Below are 16,861 nucleotides of genomic sequence, written 5' to 3'. Positions count from 1 at the left end.
TCCTACTTCGCCGGATCGTGCGGCGGGGCACCCCTGACCGTTGTCAAGCAGTACATCGCGAACCAGCAGCGCCCCGTCTGACCGTCACCACCAAGGCGCAGAGCCTTCCGACGCTCCGCGCCTCCGGCCCAAGGATGGCCTTCACCCCCGCCCTGAAGGGCGGAGCACTGGCCAAGATCAGAGGTAGAACCAGGCGTCGGTCAGCGGGTCCTCGCTCAGCGCCTCCATGGCCAGCGGCAGCAGGTAGGACAGGCCCACGTTCTGCACGATCATCGTGCGGAGTTCCGCGAGCGTCAGCGTGCCTATCGGCTTGCGGCGCAGCCTGTGGACCTTGGCGACCAGGTGGGTGGTCGGGCCCGGGTCCGGCCAGGGGTCGTGCTCGAGGTCCTCGAGCGTGCGGTCGCGGTGCATGCGGCGGTTCATGTGCTGCATCATGCCCGCCCTCCGTCGGCGGCCGTCGCGCGGAGGACGTCTGCGAGGGCTCGCAGTGAGGGGCGCTGTTCTGCGGAGGAACGGCAGATGACCACCACGTGCCGTTCGACGCTCTCGCGCAAGCCGATGACGTCGAAGCGGGAGGAGCGCAGGGCGAGCATCAGGTCCGTCACGGGGCTGACCCCGATGCCCGCCTCCACCAGAGCCAGGGTGGCGGCCGTGTCGGTCACCTCGTGCCGTACATCCGGTTCGAAGCCCGCGCGGCGGCAGGCCGTGCGCACCGCGAGGCCGTAGTAGCTGTCCGCGGACGGCAGGATCCAGCCACACTCCCTGGTTTCGGCGAGAGCGACCGCCGCGCGTCCCGGCATCGACCCGGCGGGCACCGCGAGCGCGAAGCGTTCGGAGAACAGGCGCACCACGCGCAGCGCGGGATCGCGGCGGATCGGCACATCCGGATAGTCGAGCCCGAGTGCCAGGTCGACCGCTCCGGAGGCGACCGCGTCGTAGACCTCGTCGACGTCCATGTCGCGGCTGCGCAGCGTCAGCCGGGGGTGCGCCTGCGCGGCACGGCGCAGGGCGGGCGGCCAGATCTCGGCCGCCGCGGTGGCGAACAGGCCGACGGAGACGGCGCCGGAGACCTCGTCACGGCAGCGTTCCAGCGCCTCGACGGCTTCCGATTCGGTGGCAAGGATCCTCGTCGCGTGGTGGGCGAGTGTCAGTCCGGCGTCCGTGAGCTCGACCCGGCGACCGACCCGCCGGAGCAGTTCCGTCCCGGCAGCCTTCTCCAGCGCGGCGATCTGCTGGGAGACGCCGCCCGGGGTGTAACCCAGCGCCTGGGCCACCGCGGTGATCGTTCCGCGGCGGGTGAGTTCCACCAGGGAACGCAGTTGGGCACTCGTCCAGTCCATTCAGGGATCGTAAAAGGTCACGCGAACAAAGTGTTCATGGACGTCAACGATTGCGGTGCTGGACCATGACGCGCAGGTCTGCGACCGTCGTCCCCCTCGTGCCGCGCACCACCGATGAAGGGAGCCGCACGATGCCCTCCATGGCGTCCTCCCCCGCCGTCGCCCCGGCGGCTCCTGCCGTCCCTCAGACGGCCGACGTCGTGATCATCGGCGGCGGGGTGGTGGGCACCAGCATCGCCTTCCACCTCGCGGAGGCGGCGCAGGAAGCCGGTGGTGATGCCACCCGTATCGTCGTCGTCGAACGCGGTGAGCTCGGCGGCGGCAGTTCGGGCAAGCCGATCGGCGGGGTGCGCGCGCAGTTCTCCGATCCGCTCAACATCGAACTGGGGCTGCGCAGCCTCGCGGCCTGGCGGGACTTTCCGTGGCGACCGGGTGGTGGGGTGCGGCTCGATACGGTCGGTTATCTGTTCCTGCTCACCACGCACGAACAGGCCGCCGACTTCGAGACCTCGGTCGCACTGCAGAACCGCCTCGGCGTCCCGAGCCGGGTCATCGATCCCGATGAGGCGCAGCGGCTGTGCCCGTACGTGAGCACCGAGGGACTCGTCGCCGCCGCATACTCCCCCGCCGACGGCCATGCCCGTCCCCGGCTCGCCGTGCAGGGCTACGCACGCGCCGCGGAGCAGGCAGGCGTCGTCCTCGCGCCGCGCACCCGTGTCACGGGCATGGCGACGACGCGGGACAGGGTGACGGCCGTGCACACCGACCGGGGTCGTATCGCCTGTTCCACCGTCGTCTGCGCGGCGGGCGCCTGGTCGGCGGGAATCGGCGCGATGGCCGGGGTACGACTGCCCGTCCGGCCCGTCAAGCGCCAACTGGCCTTCACCGCAGCGCTTGTTCCCCGGGCGCCAAGGATCCCGTTCACGATCGACTTCGCCTCGTCGGCGTACTTCCACAACAGCGACGACGGGCTGCTGTTCGGACTGGCCGACCCCGCACAGCCCGACGGTTTCGACACCACCTGGACCCCGGAGTGGCTGGACCGCTTTCGCGAGGTCGCACGGCACAGAGCGCCGTCGCTGGCCGAGATGCCCACCGCGGGCGGCTGGGCCGGCCTGTACGAGGTCACCCCGGACCACAACGCCCTGATCGGGCGTGCCGCAGAACCGTCGAACTTCCTGTATGCCACCGGGTTTTCCGGGCACGGCTTTCTGCAGGCGCCGGCGGTCGGTGAGATCGTCCGCGATCTGTGCCTGGGCCGCACGCCGTTCATCGACGTCACCCCGTTCGGCGCCGACCGATTCCGCAACATGGCCGGCGCCCGTCCCGAAGCCCATGTGGTGTGAACCGGACCGTGGAGGCACGATCGTGAAGGCAGGACCGATGATCAGTCAGTGGCAGCTGCGCGCCGCGTTCGCCCGGCGCCTTTCGGACTTGTACGGCCGGGAGGTCCCCGCGTACACCACGCTCGTCGACGTCTCCCGCGAGGTGAACGAGAGCGTCCTGCGGGCACGTGGTGCGGACGCCGAACGGCTGGGATCGATCGGCCGGGTCACCGCCGAACGGCACGGCGCGATCCGGGTCGGCACACCGGGCGAACTGCAGCAGGTCGCCCGCGTCTTCGGCGCACTGGGCATGCGCCCGGTCGGCTTCTACGATCTGCGCGAAGCAGCCGCGAACGCCGCCGTGCCCGTCGTCTCCACCGCGTTCCGTCCGGTGGACCGCGAGGAACTGGCACGCAACCCGTTCCGCGTCTTCACCTCGATGCTCACCTCGGCGGATCCACGCTTCTTCGACCCCGATGTCCGCTCCCGCCTGGACACGTTCCTCGCGGGCCGCGAACTGTTCCCGCCGGAACTGCTCGCCCTGGCGGACCGGGCCGAGGCCGAACAGGAACTGCCCGACGCGCACGCGGAGCGATTCCTTCATCTGGCCGTCCATGCCTTCGCGTTGTCGTCCGAGCCCGTCGACAAGGACTGGTACGCAACCCTGGAGCGGATCTCCGCCGTCGCCGCGGACATCGGCGGTGTGCGCAGCACCCACATCAACCATCTCACTCCGCGGGTCCTGGACATCGACGAGCTGTACCGGCGGATGACCGGGCGCGGCATCGAGATGATCGACACGATCCAGGGGCCCCCACGCCGGAGCGGGCCCGATGTGCTGCTGCGTCAGACCTCGTTCCGCGCCCTCGCCGAGTCCCGCCCGATGCGCACCGCGGACGGCGATGTCGTCGACGGATCGCTACGGGTGCGGTTCGGCGAGGTGGAGGCGCGGGGTATCGCGCTCACCCGCCGGGGCCGGGCCCGCTACGACGATCTGCTGGCCCGCGTCGACGAACGGGCTGCGGGCCGCCCGGCAACGGAACGCGGCGACATCGCCCGTGCCGTGTGGGCTCAGCACATGCCGGACACCGAGGAGGAGCTGGCAGCCGCAGGGCTGGGCCACTTCACCTACCACGTCGTGCCCGACCGTCCCCGGGACGGCAGCCGGCCGCCGAACGGCATCGGTGACCTGCTGCGCGAGGGCTGGATCCGTGCCGAGCCCATCGTCTACGAGGACTTCCTGCCCCGTTCCGCGGCCGGCATCTTCCAGTCCAACCTCAGCGGCGGGGCCGCGCGGAACGACGCGGCCGCCGGTGTCGCGTACGACAGCGACAGGCTGTCGGCCGCGATGGGCCGCGAGGTGCTGGATCCGTTCGTTCTCTACGAGCGGCAGCAGAAGGAGTCGGAGGCGCGCGTGGCCACGGCGCTCGGCCTGGCATCCGCCTGACCATCCCCCGGCACCGCCGCGCCCCACCCGTCCCCCGTATGTCGAAGGAGTCCCCATGACCGCGAACGCCCTGCCCACGACCGACGAGCTGCGCGACCGCGCCCGTTCCGCCCTGCGGCGCATCGGAGTCACCGTCCCCCACGGCACGGGCATTTCCGCCCGTACACCGATCACCGGCGAGGACCTGTTCCCGCTCGGGGCCGCCGATGCGGCCGCCGCCGAGGAAGCCGTGTCCGCCGCGCGCGAGGCGTTCCTCGTCTGGCGTACGACTCCGGCACCGCGCCGCGGTGAAACGGTGCGCCGCCTCGGCGAACTGCTGCGCGAGCACAAGAGCGACCTCGCCGACCTCGTCACGATCGAGGCGGGCAAGATCCGCTCCGAGGCGCTCGGCGAGGTCCAGGAGATGATCGACATCTGCGAGTTCGCCGTGGGCCTGTCCCGCCAGCTCTACGGCCGGACGATCGCCTCCGAACGCCCCGGTCACCGGCTCGCCGAGAGCTGGCATCCGCTCGGCGTGGTCGGCGTCGTCTCGGCGTTCAACTTCCCGGCCGCCGTGTGGTCGTGGAACACCGCCGTCGCCCTGGTCTGCGGCAACAGCGTCGTGTGGAAGCCGTCCGAGCTGACCGGGCTGATCTCGCTCGCCTGCGACCGACTGCTGGCGCAGGCGGCGGAGGAGACCGGGGCGCCCCGCGATGTGCACCGGCTGCTGCTCGGTGACCGCGCCGTCGGCGAACTGCTCGTCGACGACCCGCGGATCGCCCTGGTCAGCGCCACCGGTTCGACGCGTATGGGACGCGAGGTCGGGCCGCGTGTGGCGGCACGCTTCGGCCGCAGCCTCCTGGAGCTCGGCGGCAACAACGCGGCCGTCGTCGCACCGTCGGCCGATCTCGAACTCGCCGTCCAGGGCATCGTCTTCGCCGCGGCGGGCACCGCGGGCCAGCGCTGCACGACGCTGCGCCGGCTGATCGTCCACCGCGACGTCGCGGACTCGCTGGTCGACCGGGTCACGACCGCGTACGGAAAGCTGCCGATCGGCGACCCGTTCGACGAGGCCACCCTCGTCGGACCGCTGATCTCCCGGGCCGCCCTGGACACCATGCAGGACGCGCTCGCCCTGGCGCAGGCCCAGGGCGGCAGGGTCCTGGCGGGCGGGAACCGGCGGCTCGCGGACGCCGCACCGGAGGCCGCGTACGCAGAGCCTGCGGTCGTCCGCGTCGACGAGCAGAGCGAGATCGTGCGGCGCGAGACGTTCGCGCCGATCCTGTACGTCCTCACCTACGACACGTTCGAGGAGGCCGTCGCACTCCACAACGGCGTGCCGCAGGGGTTGTCGTCGAGCATCTTCACCCGCGATCAGCAGGAGGCCGAACTGTTCCTGTCCGCGGAGGGCTCCGACTGCGGTATCGCCAACGTCAACATCGGGACGTCGGGGGCGGAGATCGGCGGCGCGTTCGGCGGCGAGAAGGAGACGGGCGGCGGCCGGGAGTCCGGCTCCGACGCATGGCGTGCGTACATGCGCCCGGCGACCAACACCATCAACTACTCCGGCAGGCTCGCCCTCGCGCAGAACGTGAGCTTCCTCTAGGCCCTGTCGGCGCTGGGGCCTCGTCCGGGGCGCCCCGAATCGTGTTGGTGGACGGGCGCCCCCGCTGCCTAGGATCCGACGGTGAACACGAGGACACCCGATCAGCCCTTCCTGCGTGCCGTCGCGCGTGCCGACGCGGTGTGGCTGTCCCGCCATGTCGACGCGCGCACCTGCCCGTTGGAGCAGCTGCGGTGTCTGCTCGCCCACGAGAGCGAGGCTCTGCGGGATCTGGGGCTGATCCTGCTGGCCGAGCGGGCATGCGCCGACGGCAGCGGTGAAACGGCGGAGCAGGCGGATCTCCTGGATCTGGTGCCCGGTCCGGATCCTGGGCACCCGGAGCGCGCGCTCGCCGTCGCGAGGCTGTACGAACGGCTGGGACCGTACCTCGGGGGGCGGCCCTGGCCGTCGTGGCGCGATGCTGGCCTCACGGAGGGGGTGCGTGTCGCCTGGCTGCGCGCCGAGCTGCTGAACGAGCCGGCCCTCGCCGGGCGTGAGGCGCCCGGCGAACTGCTCCACCAGGCGGTGCACTCGACGGACGCCCGCGACGCCCACCGGCCCGAGGAGCTCGTACGGGAGCTGATGGGAAGCGCCGATCCGGTGCTGCGTGCCGAGGCGCTGCGCCTGGTGCGGCAGGGGCTGCATGCGGGCGTACTGGCGCCGTCCGTGGCGCGTGAGCAGCTGGCCGCACTGCTGGAGGCCGAGGGGACCGGCAGTACCGCTGCCGACGTCCTGCGCGAACTGACCGAGCCGTGGGCCGCGCTGGATCCGCTGCCTGCACAGGCGTTCGCCTCGTTCCTCGCCGCCGGGCCGGACGGCGCGGCGGACCGTGCGGCCGGGGCGGCGCTCGCCGCCGCGGCACACCACGGCCACGACGAACTACTCCGGGCGGTCGTCACCGACCCGGACCGGGAACCGCGCCTGCGGCAGCGCGCGCTGGAGCTGCTCGGTGAACGAGCCGAGCGCGGTGACATCGGCGAGCTGACAGCCGTCGCCCTGCGGGATCCGCTGCTGTTCGGCAACGCGGCGACGGTATGCCTGCGCGCGCTCCACCGTCGCGGCCACTTCCCGGGCAGCGCGGACGTGCCGTCGGTCCTCGGCCTTGCGCTGGCCGACGTCTGTGTCCCGGCGGACGACGTCGCCACCGTGCTGTACACGTGCCGGACCGGGACGGTACGGCTCCTGGCGGACGCACCCACGGACGATCCGTCCTGGCCGCGGCGGCTGGAGTTGCTCACCGCGCTGGCCCGCCAGGGGGTGGACACGCGGCCGATCGGCGAGGTGGCCACCGCGATGCTCGCGGTGACGCACCGGCCGGCGCCGTTCCTGGAGGCGATCCGTGCGCTGCGGTACACGGACGCCGAGGAGACGGTGCTCGCCGTGCTGCGGGACGCCCCAGCGGCGGCGCTGGAGACTCTGGAGGCCATCGGAGGGGAACGCACGGTCCAGGCGCTGGCCGAGGGACTCGGGCTGCCCGCGGATCCGGATGACCCTTCCGTGCACCTGGTCGTGCCGCATCTTCGTGCCGTACGCCATCGGGCGCTGGAGCTCCTGTGGCACCTGAACCGGGACCCGCGACGGCGCCGGGGCCTGCTCCGCCGCCTCGATCCGGCGGATCTGCCGACACGTGTCGCGGCCGATCTCGGCGCGCCCGACGAGGACGAACTCGCCGTTCTGCGTACGCACGTGGATCCGTCCGACCCCGTCGCCGCACTGTGCCGGCTGGCCTCCCACGGCGGCGCGGGCACGGTGCCCGCGCTCGCGGACCTGCTGCTGCGCGTCGTGGGTGAACTGGCCGCCGCCCACGAGCCGGGAGGTTCCGAGGAGCATGCCGCCGAGCCCTTCGTGCCCGAGGCCGTGGCCGACGCACTGCGTGCGATGGGCCGCAGGCTGCACGGGCGGGCGAAGATCCGGCCGGCCTGTCTGCTGGACGCGCAAGGCGTCGAGGAGGCGGGGCACGCGTTCGTGGCCGGCACCGTGCTGGACCTGCTGGACCGGCCCGGCCTGGCCGACGGCGAACAGGCCGTGCTTCTGGAGCTGTTGAAGCGCTGCCCGTACAAGGGCACCCGCCCGCGTGTGCACCGCCTGCTGCGCCACCGTGACCGGCATGTGCGCAAGCATGTGATCGCCCTGCTCGCCCAGGACGCGGCGGGTGACGGCGCCCTGGCGCTGTCGGCGTCGCTGATCACGCTCACTGCCGCACCCGACGTGCAGACCGTGCGGCAGGCGCTGACGGCTCTGGGTCAGGCCCGCGCCCGCTGGGCCTGCGGCGCGATCGCCGCGTGCCTCGACCATCCGGCCATGAACATCAGGAAGACCGCCGCCGCGGCACTCGTCCGGGCGGGTGCCCCGGAGGCGGTGCCCGCCCTGCTGCACCGGCTGGGGCGTTCGGACAATCCGGGACTGCGGGACGCGCTCGTCGAAGCGCTGCACGCCGTCCTGGGCGACGCGTACGCGGCGACAGTGCTCGCAGCCGCGGAGGGTACCCAGGACACGTCCGCCCGGACGCTGTTGCTGTCGGCTCTCGACGGCCTGCTTTCCGCCCGGTCACTCGTCGCGCTCGGCAATCAGGGGTCCGTGATCGTGCCCGCTCTGCAGGCGCTGGTCGCCTCCGGCAGTGTTGCGCTGTCCTCCGGAACACCCGCCGAGCCGGCAGCCCTTGTCGCCGCACACGGCATCGGACGTCCGGCCTCCGCGAGGTCCGGTGTTCACGAAGCGGCGGATGCCGACGCAGCGCTGCTCGTGGCGGCCGGTTGGAATTCCGCGGTCGCGCTGCGCCTCGCCGGACGGTCCGAGCGGCCGGGCCCGGGTCGGCTGCGGAAGTTGCGCCCGCTGCTCGCGGACTGGCTCCATCTCGCCGAGACCGTGCCGGAGACGGGCAGGCAGCTGCTGGGGCTCGTTCTGCGGCTGTGCCCGGCGCCGTGGCCGGACGACGAGCGGGCGGTTCTCGTCCGTCACGCGGGTGTCTTCATCGATGCGCTGCCAGGCTCGTCGGGCGAGGAACGCGACGCTCTCGTAGCGATCCTCGAAACGGTAGTGCCCGATCTGCCCCCGGCCCGGCGGCCGTTTGCCGCCGCCGCGGTGCGGATGCCGGCCGGGGACCTGCCCGGGGCCAGGTGCACGCTGCCACTGCTGCGCGCCTGCGGCGCGGTGGTGGGCCGGGCCGATGTCGCCCGCGACCTCGCCGCGGCCGGTGTCGCCTCCGATCCGGACCGCGCCGCGGTGGCCGTCCTGCGGAAGGCGTTCGCCGTGGAGCAGCCTTCAGGGACGGCCCCCGCCGGTGCATGGCATGCGGCCCTGGGAGCCGCGCTGCGCACACCGGCCGCGCTGGAGGGCTTCTGGGGCGAGCGTGCGGATGCCCCCGGGTCGCGGGAGGTGCTGGGCGCACTGATCGACGCCTGGCCGACGGCCGCGCCCGGCGTCCGGGACGCTCTCCGCGACCGGATGACGCAGCTTCAGCCCCTCGACGCACCCGAGTGGACCCTGACCGAGACGGCCGCCGCGGAACCGTCGCCCGCGCGGTCGGTACGCGCCGACGACCTCGACCAGCCCCGGTCGTCCGCGCTGTTCGAGCGGCTCACGGCCATGCTGTCCGACAGCGATCCGGACCGCCGTGACGAGGCGGGCCGGCGGCTGCTCGCGTGGCCGGATCCCGATGCGCGGATGCCGGTGCTGCGGGCCTTTCTCCGCGGCCGTGTCACCGTTCCCGTCCTGGGTCTGCGCGACCTGGGTCTGCGGGCCGGACCGGAGCTGCGGAGCGGGGACATCCTGCCGGACAGGGCCGTGCTCATCGCCCGGGAGCTCGGCGCCTGGGATCTCGTACCGCTGATCCCGGTGTTGCTGCAGTGGTGGGAGCAGGGTCCGCCCGCCGTACGGCGGGACGCCGCGCTCGCTCTGCGCCGCGTTCCCGCCGACGTGCTGGCCGACGCGCTTGGTGAGCGGCTGGGCGCGGGCGCCTGGGGCGTACTGGATCTGCTGCCGGATCCGCTGTTGCGCACCCCCGCACTCACGCAGGTTCTCGCGCGGCTTCGCGCCGAGGGACGTGACGAGGCGGCGGACGGACTGCAGCTGGTCGACGGCCCGTTGCGCGGCCCGGACGCGGCACGAGAGGACGCGGCGGCGCTGGCGGCGCTGCGGGAACGGGTCCCGGTTCGGGCCGTCCGGCGGGACGTGTCACGGCGGGAACTGTTCGACCTCGCCCGTCACGGCACCCCGGAGCAGATACGCCGCGCGCTGACGCGGCTGGCGGAGGACGACGACGCCACGACCGGTGACCGTGGCCATGAACTGACGGATGTCATAGGTCAGTTGCTGGGCCACCGCGAGCGCCGGGTCCGGCTGCACGCGCACCGGATCTCGCGGACCCTGTTGGACCGGGAGACCCATCTGCACCACACGTCGCTGCTGCTGGACGACCCGCAGGCGGACGTGAAGCGCATGGCGATCCGTGTCCTGTGCCGGGCGGGGTGGGCTCCGGCGGTGCCCACGGTGACCGCGCTGCTCGACCACGCGCATCCCGTGGTCCGCAGGGCGGCGGCCGAGGGACTCGTGGTCCTCGGGGAGACGGCCGTCCCCACGCTCACCCGCGCGGCCGCCCGCGCACGCCCCGACAGGCGGCGGCTGTACACGGACGTCCTCGACCGGATCGAACGAGGTTGAGCGAACGATCGATGTCCTCAAGGGTTTCCGGGCCGTGGCCACCCGCTTCGACAAGCGAGCGTATGGCTTCCACGGCACCGTGACCGTTGCTGCCGTACGTCAGCGGCTCCGCTCATGACGTTGCCGGGCGAGCGTGCACGCCAGCGCACGCGAGCCCGGCAAGATCCGAACGAGAGCGTGCGCACGCCCAGTGCCGCGGCGGCCCTCGACGGTGTGACGGGAAGGAGTACGGGACCGGTTCGTACAACCTTCCGGTTCCGTCGCATGTCTCATGCGTCGGACTCCGGGTCGACCCGGATTCCGCCGTCCGTCAGCCGTGCCTTCCCTAGGGACCTCCATGCCCGACTTCACCCCCGACCGCCGTACGCTCCGCAGGACCGCCGGCGCGGCCGTCGCCGTCTCCCTGCTCGCGCTGGGTGCCGCGCCCGCTGTCGCCGACGGTCCCGGACAGGATCTGGTCATCGGGAAGCTGTCCGCGCCCAGCGGAGTGAAGCCGGGCACCGCCTTCGACGTGCCGGTCACCTTCACGAACAAGGGCACCGAGGCGCTCGGCGAGGTCTGGGTCTCCTTCTCCATGAGCCAGGGACTGGGCCGGGCACGCACATTCTCCAACTGCCTGTACTACGACGTGCCCTCGTTCGACGAGGCTCCGCCGTGGAGCGGGGTGCACTGCAAGTTCGACCGGGCGATCGAGCCCGGCAGGACGTACGCGCTCGCCCAGCCGCTGAAGGTCGACGCCCTGCAGAACGCCCTGTACGAAGGGGTCGGTGCGGAGCTCTCCGTCGACGACCCCTTCAACCCCGACTGGGAAGGCCCGCTGGTGCCGGGCGACGGACCGGAGCTCGAACTGGTCGAGCAGCCGGATGCGGACCCGGTCGAAGGAAGCGGCCGCACCGGCACCTCGATGAAGGTGAGCGTGGCGAACACGGCCGACTTCGGTGTCCAGGCGCCCACGATCCGCGGCCGCGCGGGGCAGACGGTCGACGCCGAAGTGACGTTCCTCAATGCGGGCCCGGCATGGGTCGAGCGGCAGACCTCCGTGGGACGGGTCGACGTCCGCTTCCCGGCCGGTACGACGGTGGTGTCGGCGCAGCCTCGCTGCGACCTCAAGGAGCCCCGGCACTACGTCTGCGGCCCCTCCGACGCCTGGATCAACCCGCAACGCAAGCTGACCTACGACTTCCGCGTCAAGATCGACAGGTTCGTGGCCGGCGCGACCGGAAAGGCGACGGTCGTCGCGGCGCCGTGGCCGTTCGACAAGAACCGGACGAACGACACGGCGGAGATCGTGGTCGAGAACTCCGCGGGCAACACGACCGGCGGCGGTTCGGGTTCGGCCACCGGGGGTTCCGGCGGCTCGTCCTCGGGTGGTTCGGGCACCACGGGTGGTTCGGGCTCCTCGTCGACCGGTGGTGCGGGCTCGTCCTCGACCGGCGGCGCCGGCTCCACGGCGTCGACGGGTGGCACCGGCACGGCGGCGACCGGCGGCGACCTGGCCTCCACCGGCTCCGATTCGGCCCTCCCGCTCGCGGGCGCGGCGGCCGCGGCGGTGGCCGCGGGCGGCGGCCTCGTTCTCGTGATGCGCCGCAGGCGGGCCCGGAGCTAGCCAGGCTCAGTGCCGACTGGGCCCTGTCCGGGCGATCTTTGATCGCCCGGACAGGGCCTAAGGCATGCCCGGCCGTGCACGGGTGCGGGCGGGCAGGGAGCTGCGCATCGCCGAGGGGTTGGTGCCGAACCACCGGGTCACCGCGCGGCGCAGCGTCCGCGCGTCGCTGAAGCCGAGCAGCCCGGCGATGTTGTGCAGCGGAAGGTCGCTCGTGGTGATCAGTTCCTCGGCGCGTACCAGGCGTACGGAGTCGACGAGCGACTCGTAGGTGGTGCCGTGTTCGGCGAGGCGGCGGCGCAGGGTCCGCTCGCTCATGCCGCGGGCGAGTGCCTGGTGCGCGAGCGGGGGCACGTGCGGCAGGCTGAGCGCAACGGAGACCTCGAGACCCTGGACCAGGTCCTGCCGTTCGCGGCCCTGGGCGCGTGCCGCGTCGAGGAGCTGGAGCACTTGCGCGAGGGTGTAGGGGTCGGCGCTCGGCACGGGCTGCCGCAGTCGGCCGATGCCGAACACCAGCCGGTCGTCGGGGGCTTCGAAGACGACGGGACAGCGGAAGTAGTCCTCGTAGGCCGCTCCGTACGCCGGGCGGGGGTGACGTACGGCGACGGCCTGCGGTGCGAAGGTGTCGTCGACCGAGTCGCGGATCAGCGCGACGATGCTGCTGAACGCCTCCTCCAGCAGGAATGCCCGCAGTTCGGAGTCGGTGTAGCGGGCGGTGGCGAGGATCGCCGCGCCGCCGGACACGGCCTCGACGCGGTAGTCGAGCATGGAGCCGGTGACACCGTGGTGGCGGACGCCGAGTTCGAGCGCGTCCTGGAGGGTGGGGCTGGCGAGCAGTCCGAGGCCGACGAGGCCCCAGGCGGTCACCCGCTGCCTGCTGCCCACGGCGAGTCCGAGGGCGGGGTCGTCGAGGTCCCGCAGCGCTTCCCTGATCACGGAGCTGCCCTGGCGGTAGGAGATGCGCTGGCCGACCGTGTCGAGGGCGGCGGCGCTGAGTCCGGCGCGGCGCAGAGCCGGGCCGAGGTCGTGGCCCCGTTCGGCTGCGACGAGGGTGAGGTAGCGCAGGAGGTGGGGCGTGATCGTCGCCGATCCGTACCGGCGGTCCGCGGCGGTCCGGGTCCGCTGTACCGGGCGTGTCATGTGATCTCACCTCCGGGCCGCCACTGTAGGGATCACGGCCGTCCGGGGACAGGGTTCGTGACCGGGTTCGTGGTCCGGTTCCTGGGCCGGTCCTCACCGGGTCCGTGGCCGCTGAAGTCCCGTTACTGGCCGGTTGAGTCCTCTCCCCCGCCCCGCACGCGCCGTTACCGTCGGTCACACCTGTAACGAACTGCATTCACGAGGGAGAAGGCATGCGGTCCCCCACAACGCGCTCAAGGGCGCTCTCCCTGCTGCTCGCCGGATCGCTCGGCGCGGTGACCCTGGCGGCCGTCCCTGGCGCCGTGCCCGCCGGCGCGGCACCCGCGGCGGCCGGCCCCACGGCGGAGGCGACGACGTACCTCGTCGGCCGCGGGATCTCCGACGTGACCGGCGAGGCAGCCGAGGTCGGCATGATGGGCTACTCGAGTTTCGACCAGAAGGCGACGGGCATCCATCAGCGGCAGCGTTCCCGGGCGTTCGTCGTGGCTGACCGCAGCAGCGGCAGCCGGGTCGCCTACGTCAACGCCGACCTCGGCATGATCTTCCAGTCGGTCCAGCAGGGTGTGCTCGCCGAGCTGAAGAAGCGCTACGGCTCGCTGTACACCGAGCAGAACGTGCTGCTGTCGGCGACCCACACGCACGCCGGTTCCGGCGGGCACTCGCATCATCTGGCGTACAACCTGGCGTCGCTCGGGTTCCAGAAGGACACCTACCGGGCCATCGTCGACGGCATCGTCGAATCGGTCGTCGAGGCCCACGAGGACCTGAAGCCCGGCACGATCACTCTGGGCAGGGGCACGTTGACGAACGCGAGCGTCAACCGCTCCAAGGTCGCCTTCGACCGCAATCCGGCGTCGGACAAGGCCGCGTTCCCCGGCGCGATCGACCCGGCCATGACGGTGCTCCGGTTCCGGCAGGGCAGCAGCGACATCGGTGCGATCAGCTGGTTCGCCACCCACAACACGTCGCTGACGAACAAGAACACACTGCTGAGCCCGGACAACAAGGGCTACGCCTCGTACGAGTGGGAGCACGACGACAAGGGCGTCCGCTATCTGGAGGACCAGAAGGGCTTCGTCGCCGCCTTCCCGAACACCAACGCCGGCGACATGTCGCCGAACCTGAATCTGAAGCCCGGTTCGGGCCCGACGGAGGACGAGTTCGAGAACACGCGGATCATCGGCGACCGCCAGTTCACCACGGCGCAGGAGATCTACGACGGTGCCGGCACTCCGGTGAGCGGCAGTGTGGACTCGCGGATGCGGTTCGTGAACATGGAGGAGGTGACCGTCGCCGGGAAGTACACCCCGGACGGCAAGGAGCACCGCACCTGCCCCGCGATGGTGGGGGCGTCGACGCTCGCGGGCAGTGTCGAGGACGGACCGGCCATCCCGGGATTCACGGAGGGCATGAACAGCCCGGTGGCCAAGCTGCTGGAGCCGTTCCATGTCGACCCGCCGGAGTGGCTGGTGGGCTGCCAGTACCCGAAGGCGAATCTGGTGCCCACGGGGCTGATCTCCTCCGTGGTCCCGGCGACTCCGAAGATCCTGCCGGTACAGATCGTCAAGATCGGCCAGTTCCATCTGGTGGCCGGTCCGGGCGAGTTCACGATCGTGTCCGGTCTCCGGATCCGCCGGTCGGTGGCCCAGGAGCTGGGTGTGCCGCTGGAGAACGTACTGCTGCAGGGCTACGCGAACGCCTACAGCCAGTACGTGACGACGCCCGAGGAGTACGACCTCCAGCAGTACGAAGGCGGTTCGACGCTCTACGGCAGGTACACGCTGCCCGCGTACCAGCAGGAGTTCAGCGCGCTGGCAGCGTCGCTGAGGAACGGCACACAGATCGACCGCGGTCCGACGCCCCCCGATCTGTCGGGTGGTCAGATCTCCCTGCAGACCGGCGTGGTGATGGACAACCCGCCGTCGGGCAAGGGGTTCGGCGATGTGCTCGGTGAGCCGGCCGCGTCGTACGCGTCGGGCGCCACGGTGACCGCGGAGTTCGTGACCGGGCACCCGAAGAACGATCTGCATCGCGGCGGTACGTTCCTCGAGGTGCAGCGCCAGGTCGACGGCCGGTGGGTGCGCCAGTTGGACGACGGGGACTGGGACACCACGTATCGCTGGGTGCGGCTCAACGGAGTGACCGGCACGTCGAAGGCGGTCATCACCTGGAGGATCGCCCCGGGCACACCGGCGGGGACGTACCGCATCGTCCACCACGGTGACGCGAAGAGCCTGTTCGGCAAAGTGACGGCGTTCAGCGGGGCGACAAAGCCGTTCACGGTGGGCTGACGCGCCGGGCAGGATGTGCAAAAAAAGGGGGGCTCCGGCAGTTCCGACCGGAGCTCCTCCCCTGCGCCGGGACGCGGGCGTGGGGCCGGAAGTACGCTGGGGAGCATGACCGAGCGCAAGCCGCCAGGAGTGAGTTTCGAGTCGTGGGTCGACAAGCAGATCCGCGAGGCCACGGAGCGTGGCGAGTTCAGGGATCTGCCCGGCTTCGGGAAGCCGCTGCCGGACAGCGGCAGCTACGACGAGATGTGGTGGATCAAGGGCAAGATGCACCGCGAGGGCTTCTCCGTCCTCCCGCCCGCCCTGGCGCTGCGCAAGGAGGCCGAGGACGCGTTGGACAAGGCGGCTCGGGCGCCGTCCGAGGCGGCGGTGCGGCGCATCGTCGCGGAGATCAACGAGAAGATCGCGGCGGCCGTCCGTCGGCCGCCGCCCGGTCCGCCGCTGGGGCTGAAGCCGTACGACGCCGACGCGGTCGTCGAGCAGTGGCGGCTGGGCCGGGCCTGAGGGGCGGCAGGCGGGTACGAGGCCCCGGCACTGCCCGAGTTCAGGCGTGTTCGGCGCCGAGCCATGCAGCGACGGTCCGTGCGATGGGCTGCCCGGTCTCCAGCTCCACGAACCCGAACTGGCCGCCCTGGTTGCATTCGAGGAACCACCAGGTTCCCGCCGAGTCCTCGGCGAAGTCGAAGGCGCCGTAGGCGAGTTCGGCGTGCTTCTTGTACGTCTCGACGGCGCGGGCGACGGGTGGGGGCACCTCGACCGCCTCCCAGGTGTGGCCGGTTTCCCCGAACCGCCCGTCCACCTGGCCCGCTTCGGCGACCTTCCGTGCGGCGAAGTGGGTTTCCCCCACACTCGTCAGCCGGATGTCGGCGCGTTTGGCGATGTAGCGCTGCAGCATGGTCGGGGCGGCGGCCACGCCGGAGAAGTCGGCGTCGGGGGGCACGAGCGTCGTGGGCAGCGCCATGGGCGGGTCTCCGGGCGACTTGCCGGACACCGACTTCACGACGACGTGCCGGTACTGCTCCGCGAACCGGCGGGCCATCGACGGATAGGTGGTGACGAGGGTCGCGGGCACCGCGAAGCCGCTGCGGTGGGCGACCCGCATCTGCCATGGCTTGCGGCGCGCCCGGGCGGCGGCGCTCGGGTGGTTCATCCAGCGGGCGGCCGTGGAGTCCAGCATCCCGTAGAGGGCGTGCCCGCTCTCGTCGGACAGCCATGCCGAGGTCTCCTCCGCGTGCGACGCCGGTTCGCCCGGCCTGCGGATCCAGATCGAGCGCAGCCCGTCGACGCTCGCCACGCGTCCACCGGTGGACAGGTAGCCGCGGAACTCCCCCCGTACGTATTCCGCGGACATGGCGACCTCACCGGGCAGGTCGGCGGGGTCGAACCGCACCAGCGGCACCCCTTGTTCATGCAGTTCCGCCACCACAAGGTCTGCGGTGACGTCCTCCTCGCACGTCAGCACCAACACCGTCACGGC

The 16,861-nt window shown here is 72.0% G+C and carries 11 protein-coding genes and 2 pseudogenes; 9 read left to right on the top strand and 4 right to left on the bottom strand.

Going from position 1 to position 16,861, the window contains the following annotated elements:
- Positions 1-81 (top strand): annotated as a pseudogene (locus AC067Z_RS29350) (IS200/IS605 family transposase); the annotation flags it as partial.
- Between the two features lie 96 nt (positions 82-177).
- On the opposite strand, the gene AC067Z_RS29345 reads toward AC067Z_RS29350, so the two are convergent.
- Together AC067Z_RS29345 and AC067Z_RS29340 are read right to left on the bottom strand one after the other, a co-directional pair.
- On the bottom strand, positions 178-435 hold the full coding sequence (locus AC067Z_RS29345) for a contact-dependent growth inhibition system immunity protein (RefSeq protein ID WP_478792648.1): 258 nt from the start codon (positions 433-435) through the stop codon (positions 178-180).
- The gene (locus AC067Z_RS29340) at positions 432-1,340 is read right to left on the bottom strand and encodes a LysR family transcriptional regulator (RefSeq protein WP_478792647.1); all 909 of its coding nucleotides are present in this window, start codon (positions 1,338-1,340) and stop codon (positions 432-434) included. Before AC067Z_RS29340 ends, AC067Z_RS29345 begins: the two co-directional genes overlap by 4 nt.
- A 131-nt stretch (positions 1,341-1,471) precedes the next feature.
- On the opposite strand from AC067Z_RS29340, the gene AC067Z_RS29335 reads away from it, so the two are divergent.
- The 6 genes and pseudogenes from AC067Z_RS29335 to AC067Z_RS29310 all read left to right on the top strand — a co-directional run bounded on the left by AC067Z_RS29335 (position 1,472) and on the right by AC067Z_RS29310 (position 11,959).
- Entirely contained in the window at positions 1,472-2,686 is a 1,215-nt protein-coding gene (locus AC067Z_RS29335) for an NAD(P)/FAD-dependent oxidoreductase (protein ID WP_478792654.1), read from the top strand.
- Between the two features lie 37 nt (positions 2,687-2,723).
- Positions 2,724-4,112 (top strand): 2-oxoadipate dioxygenase/decarboxylase, encoded by a 1,389-nt coding sequence (gene hglS / locus AC067Z_RS29330; protein WP_478792653.1) that lies wholly within the window; start codon positions 2,724-2,726, stop codon positions 4,110-4,112.
- A gap of 55 nt (positions 4,113-4,167) precedes the next feature.
- A complete protein-coding gene (gene amaB / locus AC067Z_RS29325; RefSeq protein ID WP_478792646.1) occupies positions 4,168-5,697 on the top strand; it encodes an L-piperidine-6-carboxylate dehydrogenase in 1,530 nt (509 codons plus the stop codon).
- 81 nt (positions 5,698-5,778) lie between these two features.
- Positions 5,779-10,353, top strand: coding sequence for a HEAT repeat domain-containing protein (locus tag AC067Z_RS29320; RefSeq protein ID WP_478792645.1), 4,575 nt, complete (start codon positions 5,779-5,781; stop codon positions 10,351-10,353).
- A pseudogene (locus AC067Z_RS29315) lies at positions 10,340-10,471 on the top strand (IS5/IS1182 family transposase); the annotation flags it as partial. The gene AC067Z_RS29320 and the pseudogene AC067Z_RS29315, both read left to right, overlap by 14 nt.
- A 219-nt stretch (positions 10,472-10,690) precedes the next feature.
- Entirely contained in the window at positions 10,691-11,959 is a 1,269-nt protein-coding gene (locus AC067Z_RS29310; RefSeq protein ID WP_478792644.1) for an LPXTG cell wall anchor domain-containing protein, read from the top strand.
- A gap of 57 nt (positions 11,960-12,016) precedes the next feature.
- Here the strand turns inward: AC067Z_RS29310 and AC067Z_RS29305 are convergent, their stop codons facing one another.
- Positions 12,017-13,096, bottom strand: coding sequence for an AraC family transcriptional regulator (locus AC067Z_RS29305; RefSeq protein WP_478792643.1), 1,080 nt, complete (start codon positions 13,094-13,096; stop codon positions 12,017-12,019).
- A gap of 212 nt (positions 13,097-13,308) precedes the next feature.
- On the opposite strand from AC067Z_RS29305, the gene AC067Z_RS29300 reads away from it, so the two are divergent.
- On the top strand, positions 13,309-15,387 hold the full coding sequence (locus tag AC067Z_RS29300; RefSeq protein WP_478792642.1) for a neutral/alkaline ceramidase: 2,079 nt from the start codon (positions 13,309-13,311) through the stop codon (positions 15,385-15,387).
- A 105-nt stretch (positions 15,388-15,492) separates the two neighbouring features.
- Entirely contained in the window at positions 15,493-15,888 is a 396-nt protein-coding gene (locus tag AC067Z_RS29295; protein ID WP_478792641.1) for a DnaJ family domain-containing protein, read from the top strand.
- Between the two features lie 40 nt (positions 15,889-15,928).
- Here the strand turns inward: AC067Z_RS29295 and tgmB are convergent, their stop codons facing one another.
- Positions 15,929-16,858: an ATP-grasp ribosomal peptide maturase gene (tgmB, locus tag AC067Z_RS29290; RefSeq protein WP_478792640.1), complete on the bottom strand. Its 930-nt coding sequence runs from the start codon at positions 16,856-16,858 to the stop codon at positions 15,929-15,931.
- Positions 16,859-16,861 lie beyond the last annotated feature (3 nt).

This window comes from Streptomyces sp. NPDC043812, from assembly GCF_056436245.1.
The sequence above is the reverse complement of the archived record's forward strand: the minus strand, read 5'-3'. Positions and strand labels throughout refer to the sequence as shown.